General features: G+C 47.1%; 16 protein-coding genes. 14 read left to right on the top strand and 2 right to left on the bottom strand.

The window, feature by feature from the left end; all coding sequences use genetic code 11:
* Window positions 1–18: 18 nt before the first annotated feature.
* A complete protein-coding gene (locus tag DW826_RS02335) occupies window positions 19–1,470 on the bottom strand; it encodes a 4-hydroxyphenylacetate 3-hydroxylase family protein (RefSeq protein WP_117552002.1) in 1,452 nt (483 codons plus the stop codon).
* A gap of 663 nt (window positions 1,471–2,133) precedes the next feature.
* Between DW826_RS02335 and DW826_RS02325 the strand changes: the two genes are divergently transcribed.
* The 7 genes from DW826_RS02325 to DW826_RS02295 are packed head-to-tail and all read left to right on the top strand — an operon-like array spanning window position 2,134 to window position 8,676.
* Window positions 2,134–2,430 (top strand): NifU family protein, encoded by a 297-nt coding sequence (locus DW826_RS02325; RefSeq protein ID WP_117551905.1) that lies wholly within the window; start codon window positions 2,134–2,136, stop codon window positions 2,428–2,430.
* Window positions 2,427–3,182, top strand: coding sequence for a MaoC family dehydratase (locus tag DW826_RS02320; RefSeq protein WP_181967962.1), 756 nt, complete (start codon window positions 2,427–2,429; stop codon window positions 3,180–3,182). Before DW826_RS02325 ends, DW826_RS02320 begins: the two co-directional genes overlap by 4 nt.
* A gap of 60 nt (window positions 3,183–3,242) precedes the next feature.
* Entirely contained in the window at window positions 3,243–3,527 is a 285-nt protein-coding gene (locus DW826_RS02315; protein WP_347465563.1) for an acyl carrier protein, read from the top strand.
* Window positions 3,520–4,191: an MBL fold metallo-hydrolase gene (locus DW826_RS02310; protein WP_117551902.1), complete on the top strand. Its 672-nt coding sequence runs from the start codon at window positions 3,520–3,522 to the stop codon at window positions 4,189–4,191. Before DW826_RS02315 ends, DW826_RS02310 begins: the two co-directional genes overlap by 8 nt.
* Window positions 4,181–6,457: an acyl-CoA reductase gene (locus tag DW826_RS02305; protein WP_117551901.1), complete on the top strand. Its 2,277-nt coding sequence runs from the start codon at window positions 4,181–4,183 to the stop codon at window positions 6,455–6,457. The genes DW826_RS02310 and DW826_RS02305 overlap by 11 nt, the downstream gene beginning before the upstream one ends.
* Before the next feature lie 18 nt (window positions 6,458–6,475).
* A complete protein-coding gene (locus DW826_RS02300; protein ID WP_117551899.1) occupies window positions 6,476–7,909 on the top strand; it encodes an AMP-binding protein in 1,434 nt (477 codons plus the stop codon).
* On the top strand, window positions 7,897–8,676 hold the full coding sequence (locus DW826_RS02295) for an enoyl-CoA hydratase-related protein (protein WP_117468972.1): 780 nt from the start codon (window positions 7,897–7,899) through the stop codon (window positions 8,674–8,676). The genes DW826_RS02300 and DW826_RS02295 overlap by 13 nt, the downstream gene beginning before the upstream one ends.
* A 118-nt stretch (window positions 8,677–8,794) precedes the next feature.
* Here the strand turns inward: DW826_RS02295 and DW826_RS02290 are convergent, their stop codons facing one another.
* Entirely contained in the window at window positions 8,795–10,111 is a 1,317-nt protein-coding gene (locus tag DW826_RS02290; RefSeq protein ID WP_117551898.1) for a hypothetical protein, read from the bottom strand.
* A 361-nt stretch (window positions 10,112–10,472) separates the two neighbouring features.
* On the opposite strand from DW826_RS02290, the gene DW826_RS02285 reads away from it, so the two are divergent.
* The 7 genes from DW826_RS02285 (at window position 10,473) to DW826_RS02255 (ending at window position 17,529) form a co-directional block, all read left to right on the top strand.
* Window positions 10,473–11,363 carry a LysR family transcriptional regulator gene (locus DW826_RS02285; RefSeq protein WP_117551897.1) on the top strand — a complete coding sequence of 297 codons (891 nt, stop codon included), beginning with the start codon at window positions 10,473–10,475 and terminating at the stop codon, window positions 11,361–11,363.
* Between the two features lie 298 nt (window positions 11,364–11,661).
* Window positions 11,662–11,982 (top strand): carboxymuconolactone decarboxylase family protein, encoded by a 321-nt coding sequence (locus DW826_RS02280; protein ID WP_117551896.1) that lies wholly within the window; start codon window positions 11,662–11,664, stop codon window positions 11,980–11,982.
* A 29-nt stretch (window positions 11,983–12,011) separates the two neighbouring features.
* Window positions 12,012–12,899, top strand: a complete 888-nt coding sequence (locus DW826_RS02275; RefSeq protein WP_117551895.1) for an SMP-30/gluconolactonase/LRE family protein — start codon at window positions 12,012–12,014, stop codon at window positions 12,897–12,899.
* Window positions 12,900–13,091: 192 nt separating this feature from the next.
* On the top strand, window positions 13,092–14,210 hold the full coding sequence (locus DW826_RS02270) for a 4-hydroxybutyrate dehydrogenase (RefSeq protein ID WP_117551893.1): 1,119 nt from the start codon (window positions 13,092–13,094) through the stop codon (window positions 14,208–14,210).
* A gap of 11 nt (window positions 14,211–14,221) precedes the next feature.
* Complete coding sequence (locus DW826_RS02265) at window positions 14,222–15,562, top strand: MmgE/PrpD family protein (RefSeq protein ID WP_117551892.1); 1,341 nt, start codon at window positions 14,222–14,224, stop codon at window positions 15,560–15,562.
* A gap of 31 nt (window positions 15,563–15,593) precedes the next feature.
* Window positions 15,594–16,253: a hypothetical protein gene (locus DW826_RS02260; protein WP_117551891.1), complete on the top strand. Its 660-nt coding sequence runs from the start codon at window positions 15,594–15,596 to the stop codon at window positions 16,251–16,253.
* A 250-nt stretch (window positions 16,254–16,503) separates the two neighbouring features.
* The gene (locus tag DW826_RS02255; RefSeq protein WP_181967961.1) at window positions 16,504–17,529 is read left to right on the top strand and encodes a TAXI family TRAP transporter solute-binding subunit; all 1,026 of its coding nucleotides are present in this window, start codon (window positions 16,504–16,506) and stop codon (window positions 17,527–17,529) included.
* Window positions 17,530–17,563 lie beyond the last annotated feature (34 nt).

The raw sequence follows: 17,563 nt of genomic DNA, 5'->3' as shown, positions 1-17,563 counted from the left end.
GGAAGATACCTCCCGTTATTATTCTGTGATTTTTGCGATATCTTTCGCAAGTTTCTTCTTCATTGCGAGGTTGCCCTGACGGGAGATCATGATTCTCTGTGCCTGTGGGGAACCTGCGCCGTGCATGGACTCTGTGCGGTATCCGACAGCGGCTGCGCCAAGAGTCAGGTTCTCGATGAGTCTCATGATGCGGAGACGGTTTTCTGTGGAAACAGCGTTTACACCGCGGAAATATTTGTCAACATACTTGCCCAGGAACGGATCCTTTAAGTCTTTCTCGGACGGTGCGGTAACCATAAGACCACCGGCGATATCCTCTGCAAGACGAGCGATCTCGTACGGGAATCTTGTAACATTCTGTTTGCAGACGTTTGCGAGAAGAAGGTCGATCAGGTAGTTGCCGGATTTTGTCGGACGGCCCTCTGCGGAGCATGCAATACCACAGCAGTAAAGTGTCTCATTTAAGTGAGTCATCTCGATGAGCTTGTCCTTGATATGGGATGCCTTCTGAGCACCGTTGAAGTCTGCGGCAACGGCAGCAGCACCGATCAGGACATCGCCGACACCAACCTTACATCCGCCGTAGGACTGTCTGTGGTAACCTGCGAAACGCTCAACCAGAACACCTGCGAACTCGTTCTCGCCGTTTAAGAAGATACGGTCATTCGGTACGAATACATCATCAAAGATTACGAGAGCCTCTGTTCCACCGAACTGGGAGTTTCCTACATCGATCTCGCTGCCTTCAAGCTTTCTTGTATCACAGGACTGACGGCCGACGATCATGAAGATGCCCTTTGCGTCTGTCGGAACTGCGAATGCAACTGCGTAGTCCTTGTCGTCCTCGCCCATCGCCTGTGTCGGCATTACGATAACCTCGTGAGAGTTTACGAAACCTGTCTGGTGAGCTTTCGCGCCGCGGACAACGATTCCGTCCGGTCTTCTCTCAACGACTCTTAAGTAAAGATCCGGATCTGCCTGTAAGTGCGGCGGAAGGGAACGGTCACCCTTCGGGTCTGTCATAGCGCCGTCAACGGTGTAGTCATGCTCCTGAACGTACTGGAGGAATTTCTTGAAGTTCTCATGGTAATGTGTTCCGTACTTTTCATCTGTCTCATAGGTTGTGCTGTAAACGGCGTTGAACGCGTCCATGCCGACACAGCGCTGGAAACAGGCTGCGGTCTTCTGTCCACAGAGTCTCTGCATTTTAACCTTCTTGATCAGGTCATCGGTGCTCTGATGGATATGTGTGAAACGGTTGATGGTCTCACCTGTAAGAATGGATTTTGCAGTCATTAAGTCTGCGTACTCCGGATCCTGAGCCAGATCGTAGGTTGCTTTTACAGAGTTTAAGGACGGACGGAGGATCGGATCGTCAACTGGATTTTCGATCTTCTTACCAAACATATAAACCTGAAGATTCAATTTTCTCATGCTCTCTACATACTGTTCGCCTGTCATTAATGCCATAACACATCTTCCCTTCGCAGCCATTTTCGTTGCGGCTGCATCCTTTCCTGATAAGTTTTTGTGAGTAGCTGCTATACATCCGAAGGACTTCTGGTTTGCAGGTCCTTTTTGGAATTCATAAGCTCTTGTGTTCCGTTTTCGGAACTGACCTACTATAAAGCAATCCATGTGCCAAAGTTACAAAAGCGGGAGGGAGATTTTTGGGAAATTTATTTTTTTCGGGAGATGGCCAGAAAGAATATATTAAGGAAGAAAAGAATGACAGGAAATAAAAATAAAAAAAGAAATGAAATATGATCGAACAGAATCCTGACGGAAGTAACCGGAGATCCGGGACCAGAACAGGGATTTTCTCCACGATTTCCGGAAAAATCTGTTGCATAAATGAAATAAATTGTCGCTTGTTGCAAAAACGCAACAGAAAGGCACCGGGATATGGAATGAGAATCACTGAGATAAAGAAAAATGGAATATGGCACGCGGATGAAAGGCCTGAAAACCGGGCAGTTCGTGGACGGACGATCCGGTTCCCTGAAAACCGGGGTGATTGGCATAAAAATTGCTCATAACTAAGGACAAAGAATTCGGAGCGCTGTGTGTGTTCCGGATTCGGAACAACGAAAAAGACCCCGGTCTTTCGAGGGCAGATCAGGAGGTATCACAATGATAGAAAGAATCGATGAAGTATTGGAAAAGAAGGTCCGTCCGGCGCTGTTATCCCATGAGGGCGACGTACAGATCGTAGAGTACGCGGATGGAGTTTTAAAGATCCGCCTGACCGGACACTGTTCCGGATGTCCGTCAGCGAGATTGACAACGGAGGAACTGATTGCGGCAGAGGTCCAGAAAGAGATTCCGGAGGTGAAGGAGGTTGTTCTCGTCAATGAGATCAGTCCGGAGCTTCTGGATTTCGCGAGAAAGCTTCTGAATCATAACCATGAAGCGCAGGAATGCATATGAGGATCGGCATCAAATACTGTGGCGGCTGCAATCCTGTATACAACAGGGGACGGCAGGTAAAACGCCTGCAGGAACAATATCCGGAACATGAGTTTGACTTTGCAGCCGGGGACATGAAAGAATGCGAGATCGGACTTGTTGTCTGCGGCTGCGTCCGGGCCTGTGCGTCAGTGGATGGGCTTACACCAAAGAAAAAGCTGTTTCTTCTCCCGACGGAGCGGAGCTTTTCTGAGGTAAAGACGTATCTGGAGCAGGACAGGGAAGCGAAAAAAAACGTGGAAGTTTGCGGCAGAAAAGACGCGATGCCGGGAGAAATGACAGACAGTAGAATCCATGTTCGCATCGGTGACACGGCAGAGGTTACAAAGACGTTCTTTAAGGATGACGTGGACAGGTTTGCGGCGCTCACCGGAGATTACAGCAGACTTCACACGGATGCGGAATTCGCGAAAAAAACGCCTTACGGAAAGCCGGTGGTTCACGGTGTTCTGGCGGCAAGCCTGATCTCAACGGTGATGGGCACGAAGCTTCCGGGTGAGGGGACTGTCTTTATCGAAGAGCAGGTGCGGTTTTTGAAGCCTGTTTTTTACGGGGATATGATCACCGCAAAGGTGACATTTACAGCCTGTAAGGAACGGGAGGACGGTTACATCGGGACGTTTTCCGGAGTGTGTGAAAACCAGGATCATGAGACGGTGGTATGGGCAGAATGCAGACAGTTCATGTCGAAGGAGCTGTTTTTATGTAATTAGGAAATTCCCTGTTACACAAAAGGCACAATCTTTTTGATGCAATGAGACAAGAGATATTTCATGGCAGAGATCAAAAATATAAAGAATCAAGCGAGGGCAAATACAATGACAAATCTTGAAAAATACAACAAAATCTTTATCGGAATGTTTCACAAGACAGAGGAGGAGCTTCCGGGCTTAAAGTACCGCGGAATTCCGCTCTGGGATTCGATCGGACATATGGATCTTGTAGGGGAGCTGGAAGAGGCGTTCGATATTCATATGGATACGCCGGATGTTCTGGATTTCACGTCCTATGAAAAGGGAAAAGAAGTTCTTGGACGATACGGGGTAACGATTGAATAATCCATATCCGGACCGGATCTTCCGGATCGTGGAACCGGTGACGGAGAGCAACTGCTATGTGATCCGGGAAGAGGACAAATGTATGATCATCGATCCGAACGATTTTACAGCGATTCGGGAGCTGCTGCAGAAATGGGGCCTGATGCCGGGGCTGGTCCTTCTGACCCATGAACATTGTGACCACATCGGCGGATTAAATGAACTCCGGAGGACATATCCGGTGACAGTGGCGGCAACGGAGGCCTGCAGCGCGGGAATCGGGAACCAGACGAGAAATATGTCCCGCATGATGGAGACATTTTTGTACTTTAAAAGCGGGGAAAAGAAACTTGTACATTATCCGCCGTTTCAGTGCCGGAAGGCGGATCTGACATTTACGGACCGGATCTGTTGCAAATTTGCAACAAGGCAGCTGGAGCTGATCCCGCTTCCGGGGCATACCCCCGGGAGTATGGTGATCCGATATGACGGATGTATCTTTTGCGGGGACTATCTTCTTCCTGGGGACAGGGTCGTTACGAGACTGCCGGGAGGAGATGGGGATGCATATGAAAAATACGCGAAACCCTGGCTGAAAACGATTCCGGATGGGACATGGATCTTTCCGGGACACGGAGAGCCGTTCCGGATGAACAGGGAGGTGAGGGAATTTCATGAATTATGAAGAGCTTTTAAAACGCGGCCCCTATGAGCTGGGAGCGGAGGAGAAGAAAAAAATCTACGCGGATATGCTCAGTGAGCTGACAGACAGCCACAGAAACCGGTGCCTGATCTATGACCGGTGCTGCAGTGCGCTGGGGGATGTGTCGGGAAGCCAACGGAGAGAAGAAGAAATTCCCATGGTTCCGGTATCCATGTTTAAGGAGATGGAGCTTCGAAGCGTTCCCACAGGAGCTGTGTTTAAGACGGTGGCCTCTTCTGGGACTACGGGACAGAAGACCTCAAAGATCGTTCTGGATGAGCGGACCGCAGCCTGGCAGCAGCAGACACTGCAGCGGATCATGGCCGATTTTATCGGGGAAAAGCGGATTCCGATGCTGATCATCGACGCGCCGAATGTCCTGCGGGACCGGGCGCTGTTTTCAGCGAGGGGAGCCGGGATTCTGGGATTTTCGATCTTCGGGTCAAAACGCTGTTACGCGCTGAAGGAAGATATGTCTCTGGATCTTGAGACTGTGGAGGCATTTCTTGAGAAGGCCGGTGACGGACCGGTCCTTGTGTTTGGGTTTACCTATATGGTCTGGAAATATTTTTATGAGCCGTTGAAAAGATCGGGTCACAGGCTTCATCTGGAACATGGTTTCCTGATCCATGGCGGCGGCTGGAAGAAGCTGACGAAGGAGGCGGTGTCCGCAGAGAAATTCCGGGACGGACTCCGGGAAGTCTGCGGGATTCTCGATGTGCGGAATTATTACGGAATGGCGGAGCAGACCGGCTGCATCTACATGGAATGTGAGTGCGGTCATCTGCATGTGAGCAGCTATTCGGATGTTCTGATCCGAAATATGGAAGACTTTTCCTGTTGCAAAAATGGAACAGAGGGCGTGATCCAGGTCCTGACACCGATGGCCTGGTCCTATCCGGGCCATTCGGTGCTGACGGAAGATAAGGGCATGATCGTTGGAGAGGATGACTGCCCATGCGGAAGAAAAGGAAAATATATTAAGATCACGGGCAGGATCCCAAAGGCGGAAATCCGGGGCTGCAGCGATACGTTTGAGACAGGAAAAGAGCTTCGTGGGGAGAATGAGGCGGTCACTCTTTTAGCAGGTGAGATGGAGATCACATCGGTACCGGAAATCCCGTTTGAGGAGACCACCATGGAGTTTCTATCGGCACTCTCAGAGCGGATCCGGGAACTTCCGAGAATGTTGTCCGGAGAGGAAATGCGTTCTCTCGGATTCTGGCTCAGGCGTTCCAACCTCGAAAGCTATAAAAAACGGTATGAAAACTGTGGTTTCCGGCTTGGGCTGGGACAAACATTTCATATTGCACCGTCGAATGTTCCGCTTCTGTTTGTATACACGATGGCGATCGGATTGCTGGCAGGAAATTCCTGCCGGGTGCGGGTGTCGGCGCGAAGAAACACGGAAAGCGAAAAGGTCTGTGAGCTGATCGATGAGCTTTTGGGACTGCCGGAATTTCAAGTTCTGAAACGACGGATCTCCATTGTCACATACGGGAGGGAAAACCGGGAGGCAACGGAGAAATTCAGCAGAGAGTGTGACGGCCGGGTGATCTGGGGCGGTGATATGACTGTGGAAGAGATCCGGAAGATTCCGATCGGCCCGTCAGCGTCGGAGGTCGTTTTTCCGGACCGCGCGTCCATAGCTGTGTTTGACGCGGATGCTGTTCTTGCCCTGTCGGAAGAGGGGCTGGCAGAGACGGCAATGCGTTTTTACAACGATACCTTCAGCATGGATCAGAACGCCTGCGCGTGTCCTCGGGCAGTATTCTGGAGGGAGAGCTGTCCAAAAACGGGAGAAGCGGCGGCCGGGCGATTCTGGCAGGCACTTGCCCAGACTGCGAAGCGGTATGGGCTCACAGAGCACAAGGTCAGCGTGAAATATGGTGATCTGTGGGAGCTGGCAGCAGGCGGGGCGCGGATCGTGAAGGTCAGAAAATTCGAGAACAGACTTTATGTCACGGAAATGAAGGATATCCCCGGAACAGCCTCGGAACAAAGGATGCGGTTTGGAAGCTTTCTGGAATATCATATGAAAAACGGAGAAGAATGGATCTCTGCCGTGTCCGAAAAAACACAGGCCCTGGTGTATTTCGGCGTGGAGAAGCAGGAACTCCGTGAATGTGTTCTGCATCACAGGCTTCGCGGTACCCATCAGATCGTCCCTGTGGGGCAGACACTATGGATGGATCTGGTTTGGGACGGAAAGGACATGATCCAACTTCTGTCCCGGACGATCCGGTAGGGCAGAAAGGAGGGCCGGATGAATTTTATTGAAAGAAATGATCAATTTTCAGAGAATCTGATGCTTGCGGATGATCAGGGAAACCGGATCACCTACGGAGAATTTGAGAAGATATATGAGGAACGATCGAAATTTCTGGAGGAGGGAAGGCTTGCGTTCCTGTATTGCAGGAATACCGTCGGAGCAGTTCTTTATTACAGGAGCTGTCTTAGGAATCATGTGGTTCCTCTGCTTTTAGAGCATCGAATGGACCGAGAGCTTTTAAGGACACTGATCGGGACCTATGAGCCGGATTATCTGATTGGAATGCCGGAGGACCTTACAGGAACGGATGGAACGGTACTGGAGGGCTCGGAGTGCTTTGGTTATCAGCTTGCAAAGCGGGATGCCAAACGGAAAACGGGGCTGAATCCGGAGCTTGCGCTTCTCCTTACGACCTCCGGCAGTACGGGAAGCCCGAAGCTTGTAAGACAGAGCCGGAAAAATGTTACGTCAAATGCGGAGTCGATCGCGGAATATCTGGAACTTGATCCGACAGAACGTCCGATCACAACGCTGCCGATGAACTACACGTATGGGCTTTCGATCATGAACAGCCATTTTCAGGTGGGAGCAGCTGTGCTGCTGACAGAGCATACGCTGTTTGAGCGGGAGTTCTGGGATTTTTTCCGGGAGCAGGGAGCAACTTCCTTTGGCGGCGTCCCTTACACCTATCAGATCCTGAAGCGACTTGATTTCTTTAAAATGGAGCTGCCGTCCTTACGGACGATGACGCAGGCAGGAGGCAAGCTTCCGGTGAACCTGCATCGGGAATTTGCGGAATATGCGATGTCCTCAGGACGAAAATTCATTGTCATGTACGGGCAGACAGAGGCGACGGCGAGAATGAGTTATCTTCCCGCAGAGGATGCCATCAGAAAATGCGGCAGCATGGGAATCGCGATCCCGGGCGGAAAATTCCGGATCATGGAGGATGGCCCGACAGAGATCAAAGAGCCGGATACGGTGGGGGAGCTTGTGTATAGCGGTCCGAATGTCACGATGGGATATGCGGAATGTGCGGCAGATCTTGAAAAGGGAGATGAGCGCGGAGGCATTCTGTTTACCGGAGACATGGCAAAGCGCGATGCAGAGGGATATTACTATATCACCGGACGGAAAAAACGGTTTTTGAAGATGTATGGAAAGCGCGTCAATATGGACGAGATCGAGCAGCTTCTTCGCGGCCGCTATGAGGGCGTGGAGCTCGCCTGTACCGGCGAGGATGACCGGATGCGGATCTATATGGAAGGAATGGATCCGGCATCCTGTGAGGAGGCAGCGGAGTTCCTGACAGAGAAAACAGGACTTTACCCGGGAGGTGTCCGGGTTCTTCCCATCGGCAAGGTACCGAAAAATGAGTCCGGAAAAACGATCTACAAAGAATTGGAGAAATTGCCATGGAATTCATGATTTACGAGAAAAAAGACACAACAGCACTGATCACGATCAACCGTCCGAAGGCGTTAAACGCGTTCAATTCCCAGATGTTGGACGAGCTCACAGAGGCGCTGGAGATGGCGGAGAAGGATACAGGAGTCCGCTGCGTGATTCTCACGGCAGCAGGGGAGCGGGCATTTACGGCAGGTGGAGATATCAAGGAGGAAGTTCAGCTGAATGAAACAACAGCGGCAGAATTTTCAAGACGCGGGAAAAAGATGATCCGGTCAATTTTAAATCACAGAGTTCCGGTGATCTGCGCGGTCCGCGGCTATGCTCTCGGTGGTGGAATGGAGATGATCCTGGCGGCAGATATCACTGTGGCAGCCACGGACGCGAAGATCGGAATCCCGACGATCAAGCTCGGTGGGATTCCGGGATGGGGCAGTACAGTCCTTCTTCCGAGAACGGTTGGCGCTTCCAGAGCCAAGGAGCTTTTATATACGGGGCGCAGCCTCTCTGCGGAGGAAGCGCTGAAGCTTGGTGTTGTGGAGGATGTCGTTGAGCCGGATGAACTGTTAAAGAGAGCCTTTGAATTAGCGGATACGATCGCGGATATGGCACCGCTTGCAGTGGAAAATATGAAAAAGTCCATCAACACCGCTATGAGCGCCGGACTGGAGGAAAGCCTTGGAACAGAGACAGATATCTTCGCTTCCTGCTTTGGAACGCAGGATCATCTGGAAGCGACGACGGCGTTTCTCGAGAAGAGGGCACATGGGGAGTTTATGAGAAAATAGAGAAAACCCTGCCAAATTGAGAATGAGGAACCCTCCGGGAATCGCAAAATGCGGTGACCGGAGGGTTTCTTATGACTTGCCGCTTATCAGGTGGCGTATGTCAGGAGGTAAGATAAATTTAAGCAAAAACATTCATGATAACGAAGCCCCATACCGGCACAAAGATCATCATGATAACGGAGGTGATCCAGCCTGCAATTAAGAGGGTCTTCATGTTATTGGAGCGTGCAAATCCAAGGTGTGCTGCATAGTTTGCGGACGGATAAACGATGGATGTGATGCGGACTGCTGCAATCAGTACGATCGACCAGGCGGTCATCGGAATTCCCATGGAAGATGCGATGTCCCAGAAGGCACTCTGAATGATCTGCATCTGTGTCACAACGGCACCTTCAACACCAAATCCGCCAACGAAGGATGCAATTACCATTAACATGTATTTTCCATTGGAGCCAACAAGATGAAGAATCAGCTCTGACAGAGCTTCCCAGCCGCCGCCAAGAGTAATCGTATCGATCATGACACCAGTGAGCAGGAAGGAAAGGAACATTCCGCCCATTTTGCCCATGCCCTGACCAAACATTTTGATGGTTTTCTCAAACTTCTGGTCAATGAACAGACCAACAACGATACTGAGAAGTAAAATAACAAACATTACATATTTCATGTTGCTTCCGGTCATAAGCCCAAAAATAAGGCAGCCAATGAAGGTTACGAGGAATGCGATGCAGGCATTCTTCTGACGCGCTGTAGCATGAAATTCAGCTGGGATTTCGATCTCATCGTATTTTTCCCCGGCAGCTTTTGTCTTCTTCTGAATATAGAAGGAGAGGATCAGACAAACGATTGTCCATGCAATGGAGTACGGTAAAGCAGAGTAGAGCATGTAATCCTGATAGCTTAATCCACTGACACCGAGCGCAGCAGCAACTGCGGAACAGAAGGGTCCGATCGTAACACCGACAAGGCCGGCATTAAACATTAAGAAACAAACAGTTGTCGGAGTGAGTCCGGCAGCAGCAACAATTGGAAGAATGATCGGAGCAACAACTGCATTGCCTCCGTTTAAGGTTCCAATCAGACATACCATAATCAGAGAAACAAGATAACATGCAAAAATACCCTTTTTCTCACTATCGACACCGATTTTTTTCACAACAAAATTTACAATGACCTGATTGATTCCGGCAGCATCCATAACGACGCCAAGTCCGCTTCCGAACATGATGATCAATCCTACCTGGCCAAGCGTTCCCCCAAGGTTATCAACCAGAATTCCAGCAAATTCCTTTGGCCCCTGTCCCATGAGAATACATCCAAGGATCGCGGCAACACCAACACTTAAGGTGTAATTTTTTCCGCGCAGTGTAAGGATGAGAAAGAGAACCATAGGGATGAGTGCCAGAAGGGATGGTGCAGTAACTAATACTGGCATAGTACATTCTCCTTTTTAAATTTTTAGTGCAGTCAATACTGCTTTTGTTTAGGTGAAATTACAAGATGCAAATCACGATAGCAAATTGTCTGAAGCTCCGGATCTTCAAAATCTGTATCAATTTACCTGAAAACAGTATAAAACAAAAAGATATTTGTGTAAAATATATTCTTTGAATACAAGCATAGGCGATGCCTATCATAAATGGTAAATAAAGACCTTGAATTTTTAAGTTAAATTTTGTATATTAAACATAGATTCCAGCCGAAAGAATGAAAGATTTGCGTATGACTTTCATATGAGGACGCGATCATAAATATGTGGCATAGTTGTACATTGGATAAAATAGGAGGAAGCAGCAATGCGTCTTGAACAGCTTCGTTATATTATAGAAATTGCAGATACAGGATCTTTTACAATGGCAAGCGAACGGCTGTTTATTGCCCAGCCCAGTGTCAGTCAGGCGGTGACTGCGCTTGAAAAAGAATTAAATATGACTCTGTTTACAAGATACCGGACCGGCGCAGTGCCAACCCCGTTAGGATTGAAAGTCATTGCACATGCCAGAGAGGTGATAAAAAGTGTTGGAGAGATCGAGAAATTGTCCGTCGGTGATTATTCGAAGATAAATTCCAGAGTGACGATCGGTGCGATCCCAACTCTCAGCGCAGTGATACTTCCTAAGGTGATTCGACATTTCAGAGATGTATTTCCCAATGTCAGTCTGCGGATCCGTGAAGAGGGAACGGAACGCATCATTAAAGATTGTCTGTCGGGCGATGCAAATCTGGGGCTTGTATCCAGACATGGAAAGCGATCATTCGATGAAGAACTGACTTACCAGCATTTGATGGATGGAAGATTAATGGCATATGTTGGAAAACAGTCATCGTTGGCAAATCGAAAAAAGATCACGTTCCGGGAGCTTCTTCCGTTCCAGCTTTTTTTATTTGGAGATGAGTTTTCCCTTCATCGATATTGTTTGGAACAGATCAGCAGATATGGACAGCCCAATGTCATGTCAACAACCTATAATCCGGAGTCAATCAAGCGCTTTGTTATGCAGACAGAGGCAGTGGGGTTTGGGCCGGATATATCCCTAAAAGACGATATCTATGTAAAATCTGGTGCGATCTATCCGTTAGAGATCACAGATGCGGAGGAGATCAGTTTTGGATTATTGACAAACAGAAAAAGAAAACCGGATGTGGCAGTGGATGCATTTATTAAAGAAATTCAGCAGAGCAGATGAGCCCTGCTGTTTTTTTATGCAACAGGAAATTCCGGGGAATTCCCTGTTGCATAAAAAAACATTAACGTACCCAAGATGCGCATTTGCGTGAAGATGTAGATTGTTGCAAGCGACTACGCGAGACGCCTGAAAGTGGCAGACGCATTCCTTTCTATCTGCGATATAGGAGCTGCCTATGCTTTCATTAATATCCCATATTTTACAAGTATCTAAGAATCCATTAGAATGACATTAGATACAAAAAAGACATAAATCAGTCGAAGAAAAAATACAAAATGACGGAAAAGGAGAATGAATCATGGCAAGAAATCATTGGACGATTCTTGGGGAACTTGACCCGGAATTAAATGACAAAATTACTGCATGGAGAACTCAGCTGGTAAATGACAATACAAAGCTGGAGAGAAAATACCGTGAGCTGATCAATGTCGCAATGGCATGTATTTTAAAGCAGGAGCCGGTTATCCTTGCACATGCGAAGCTTGCATATCAGAATGGCGCAACAAAGGACGAGATCCTTGGAACAGTAGAACAGGTCCTTACGATGGGCGGTTTCCCATCATTCCGTATGGCAATGCTGACTTTGGATGAATTTTTCCATGAAGAGGAACAGAAGTAAATCATATTAAATCAGAGGAGGACAAAAGCATGAAACCATTATTTGTTGAAACAGATCCAAAATTCCATGAATTAATTGATACAGAAGCCGTTCTTGAGCCGGTTTCCGTCGGTCATAGAGTAACCGAGGGAATCATCTGGTGGCCGCAGAATAACTGCTTGATCTTTTCTGATATGGCAGCCGGAAAAGTATTTAAATGGGATCCGGAAACATTCGAGACGACAGTTATTAAATTCCCGAGTAATATTTCCAATGGTAACTTTATCGATACGGAAGGCAGAGTTGTTACATGTGAACATGCAACAAGCTCTATTACAAGAATGGAGCCAGATGGCCGTTATATGAAGACACTGGCATCTCATTATGATGGAAAGCAGTTAAACAGTCCAAACGATGTGATCGTTGATTCTCAAGGAAGAATCTGGTTTACTGATCCAATGTATGGAAGAACAAGTCCGGTTGCGGGCATTAAGCGTGACGGAGAAATGGGATTTCAGGGTGTATATTGCATCAAAGAGGATGGAACGCTTGTACTTGCGAGAAAAGATTTTGAGCAGCCGAACGGTTTATGTATGGAGATCGGTGAGAAGACTATGCTTGTGAACGATACTCCGAGACAGGAAATCCGCCGGTTTAAAGTAGAGGATGACTGCACATTGAGCGGTGGCGAGGTTATTTGCGAGGTCGGCGGACGCCCGGATGGAACAAAGATCGATAAGGATGGCAACATCTTTACAACAGCGACAGGAGATGTTTACATTTTCGATAAAAACGGAAAAAAACTTGGAGAGATCAATGTGCCGGGACAGTGTCGTAACTTCTGCTTCGGTGGTCCGGACAGAGATTATCTGTATTTTGCGTGCGAGACAATCTATCGTTTAAAGATCAAGACGCAGGGGGCAGAGTTTTTTAAATAAGAAATAGAGATCCTATCATTTGTATATTCTCAGATCCGCAGGGCACTTCGTTCTGAAAAACAGGCGGAGACGGAATGAGAAGACAAAAGGTCTGTTGTAGGCTGCCGGCGGAATCAGGAATTCCTGTCCGGCAGCCAGTTTTATACATAGAGTTCAAAAGCGTTCGCATCAAGGCGCGTGAAAGGAGAAAATATGCTGGAGATTGTTGTACGACCGGAATTATATCATTTCGATAAGGTGAAAGAGTTTGCAAACGAATTTTCAATCGGAGAGGGAGATCTCGTTATCACAAACGAGTATATTTATCAGCCATATTTTGGCGCGTTGAATTTAAAGTGTGATGTGCTTTATCAGGAAAGGTATGGAAAGGGCGAGCCTAATGACGAGATGGTGGAAGCAATGATCGCGGATATGCAGAAAATGGGCGAGCATAAAAGAGTCATTGGGATTGGAGGTGGAACAGTCCTTGACATCTCAAAAATTTTTGCATTAAAATATCTTCATCCCATCGAGAAATTATATGACCGGGAACTTCCGGTTGAAAAAAATAGAGAACTGATCCTTGTTCCGACAACATGCGGAACAGGATCTGAGGTGACAAATATTGCAATCCTTGCATTCCTGAAGAGAAATACAAAATTTGGTCTTGCAGATAATGCGATGTATGCAGATAAAGCGGTTTTGATTCCGGAATTTCTTGAAAACCTGCCGTATCCTGTCTTTGCAACCAGTTCTCTCGACGCTCTGGTGCACGCAGTAGAGTCCAGTCTCTCACCGAAAGCAACGCCATATACGAAATTGTTTGGATATAAGGCTATTGAAATGATCTTAAATGGATATCAGAAAATGTCCGAAGAGGGAAAAGAAGCAAGAATTCCGTTGCTGAGTGATTTCCTGATCGCATCGAATTATGCCGGGCTGGCATTTGGAACAGCAGGATGTGCAGCTGTTCATGCAATGAGTTATCCGCTTGGAGGAACCTTCCATGTTCCGCATGGCGAAGCGAACTATGCGATCTTTAAAGGAGTGATCGATAATTATCTTGAGATCAAAAAAGACGGCGCGATTGACGAACTGGCAGGCTATCTGGCAGATATTTTCTCCTGTGGAAAGGAGCAGGCATTTACAGAAATGTTCAAGCTTCTCGATCAGATTCTGGAGAGAAAATCGCTGAAATCCTATGGGGCAGACGATGAGATGCTGAAATGCTGGACAGAGGAAGTGATCACTGGACAGCAGCGGCTTATGAAGAATAATTTCGTATTTCTTGATGCAGAACGTGTTTTAAAGATTTATCGTGAATTGTATTAGAGGAGGTTACCATGGCAGAAAAAACAGTTACCATGCAGATTGCAGAATATTCCGTTCAGAATCATTGGGATAGCTTTACAGAAAAAGATATTCGAATGGCAAAGATCGCGTTCATTGACTGGTTTGTAGCGGCGCAGACCGGTGTGACAGAAAAAAGCGCAAAGCTGCTTATGAATATGGCTGAAGAGGAAAACATCAGTGGAGATTGCGTGATCATTGGTCAGGGACGGACGACCTCCGCAGTTCAGGCGGCATTGATCAATGGAATAGAATCTCACGCAATTGATTTTGATGATATCCATGATTTTCTCTCCCTGCACCTCTGCTCACCGGTTCTTCCGGCTGCGCTGGCGGCGGCGGAGTATAACAATGCGGATGGAAAAGCGCTGATCAATGGGGCAATTGTGGGCATGCAGATCATGGTCGCAATTTCTGCCGCAATCATGCCGGAACATTATAATCAGGGTCGTTGGCATGCGACCGGTACGATTGGTGTATTTGGAGCGGCAGCAGCAGCAGGTGCGATTCTTGGACTGACCCCGGAAGAAATGTGCAATGCTTTTGGAGTGTGTGCAGGCTTATGCAGCGGTATTCAGCTGAATTTTGGAACGATGGCAAAACCGATGGCTGCCGGAATGGCGGCAAAGAATGGACTTATGGCAGCTATTCTTGCAGGCAGAGGATTTACAGGCAGGGCTGATATTTTCGATACAGATTTTCTTGATAATATTTGTACGCGCAAAGCAGACATAGAAAAGTTATTAGAGCGGCTTTATGGTCCTTATGGCATCCATGAACTTCGCTTTAAACGTTACCCATGCGGCGCACCGACTCACAGTGGTATCATTAACTGCAAAAAGATTCTGGCAGAACATCCGCATGCGATTGAAGAGATCGAAAAGATCGTGTTTGAGCCGTATCCGCGGGCGATACGTCTGGTGGGAAATATGGACCCGCAGACAGGGCTTGAAGGAAAATTCAGCATTTCTTTTACCGCAGCAGCTCAGATCGTGTTTGGTCAGGTAACGATTGAAACATTTACAGATGAAAATGTGAAAAACCCGCAGGTACAGTATCTGTTAAAACGTATGGAACTTGTTGCAAATGATGAATTTACTCCGTCCCGGGGCGGAAAGGCAACCATCTACTTTAAGGATGGAACCCATTATTCCAATTCTACATATCTTCTTGGTCATGAGATTGATCTTGATGAGGTATTTGAGGATGTTACCGGAAAATTTAATGAGATCATGATCCCAAGAATTGGTGGGGAACATGCTGTGGCCATCTATGAAAGCCTGATGGAATTAGATACAAATTGTGATATCAGAAAGATGACGGCAAGACTTTAACTTGTGACGATATGAGGAAAGAAGGAAAATTATGGAAATAGAAGAAAAAAAGAAAATTGTAGAGGAAGTCTTGCAGTATCCGACCGGAAATATTTCGGATGCAATGGACAATCTTGGGATCAGGAGAGGAGCAATAGCTGGAGTTCATGCGCTTGATCCAAAGCAGAAAAAGGCGGCAGGTTTTGCGCTTACGATCCGTCAGGCACGTCGCAGCACGGCGTATGATGGGAAAAATCTGGCACGTCAGGGCGGGATCATTGATACGGAGACGAATCCGTATGATATGCTTATAATTGATATGGCAGGGATTCAGGATGTCTGCACGGGGGGAGCGCTTCTCGCACTCCGAGCGAAGTTGCGCGGCGTTTCCGGTGAATTGACCAATGGCTGTCTTCGGGATGCTGATGAAATTGCAGAGCTTGGTTTTCCGGTGTATTGTGCGGGAACATTTCCAGTAAAAAGCGCGCGTGATATCGAAACGATTGGTGTAAATGTGCCGGTTATGCTCGGAGGAGTTCAGATCATTCCGGGAGATCTGATCCTTATGGATCGCACGGGAGCAGTAGCAATTCCTGTTGATCGGATTGATGAAGTGCTTAAAGAAGCAGAAAGAATCAATGCGAGAGAAGCAAAAATGGAAGAACTGATCCGTCAGGGAATGTCGATCGTTGATGCGAGGAAAGTTAAATAAGATATGAAATAGAGCGGTGGCTTTCGATATGGAGCTTCCGCTTTTTTTATAGGCATTTTATAGGCAACACCTATGTCGACATGCATTTCCAATATTTTACTTTGGGACAGGTTATCGGTACAATATAATTATAAAAAGTGCATAAAAAATAGACAAAAAAAGAACGCAATTTATGCATAACGTCATGACGAAATATGGATACGGAAACTTGGAGATAATTCAAATGCAATATGGAATGCAGGAGGGAAAAATGAAAAAAAGATTAGCATCTATAGTACTTGCAACTGTGACAATGCTTACAGCATGCGGAGGAAACACATCTACAGCTTCAGGAACGGACACTCAGGTCGAAAAATCACAGACAATAGAACAGACATCAGGAAAAAAGAATAATTATACATTACTAACAGGGTCATCTGGAGCGCAGTATTTTACGTTTGGAACTGCCATGGCTAATGAGATCAACAATAAATCAGAGAAGATCAATATCACAGCATTAACTGCTAACGGAGTATCTGAAGTCATTAATATGGTACAGACGAATGAAGCGGACTTTGGATTTGTTACATATGATACTGGTTATATGGCGGCAACCAATCAGCGTGAATATGAAGGTGGAGCAAAATACGATAATATTCGTGTTGTGATGCTTGGGCACACAGGAGTAAAGACAATTGTTGTTTGGGCAGATTCCCCATATCAGACGATTGCAGATCTGAAAGGTGCACGTCTTGCAACGGCTTCCGGTACTTCAGCCCACGCACTTGACTCAGCTGCTTATGGGGCTTGGGGTGTGGAGATTCCGGAAAATGTTGCAACGATGGGATATGGAGAAATGGCTCAAGCAATCAAAGACGGAACGATCGATGTTGTGAACGCGCATGGACCGAATCCATCGTCTTACATTATGGAAATGATCAGCGCAAAACCAATCCGAATTTTGGGACAGACCGAAGAAACCTTAAAGACGATCCTTGATGCACATCCGGAATGGATCAGAGCAACAATTCCGGCAGGAACATATGAGGGTGTGGATGAAGATGTTCTTTCTTTTGGTAACTATAGCTGTATTATCTGCCGAAAAGATATTCCGGACGAGGATGTAAAAGAATTTCTGGATGTTGTATTCGGAATGGATCTGACAACCTTGTATTCTTATGGTGATAGTTGGGGATACAATAATGATAACTACGATGCAGCATATGAAAACAATGATGTTTTTCCGTTCCATACGGGTGCTGAGAGTTGGTTAAAAGAACATGATATGATCAAGTAAACATGGAAATTAAAAGTGCTGTAATCTTTTTCCT

This window comes from Clostridium sp. AM34-11AC (assembly GCF_003435375.1).
In the GTDB taxonomy this organism is placed as follows: domain Bacteria; phylum Bacillota; class Clostridia; order Lachnospirales; family Lachnospiraceae; genus Pilosibacter; species Pilosibacter fragilis.
This window is presented reverse-complemented; position numbering and strand designations above follow the sequence as displayed.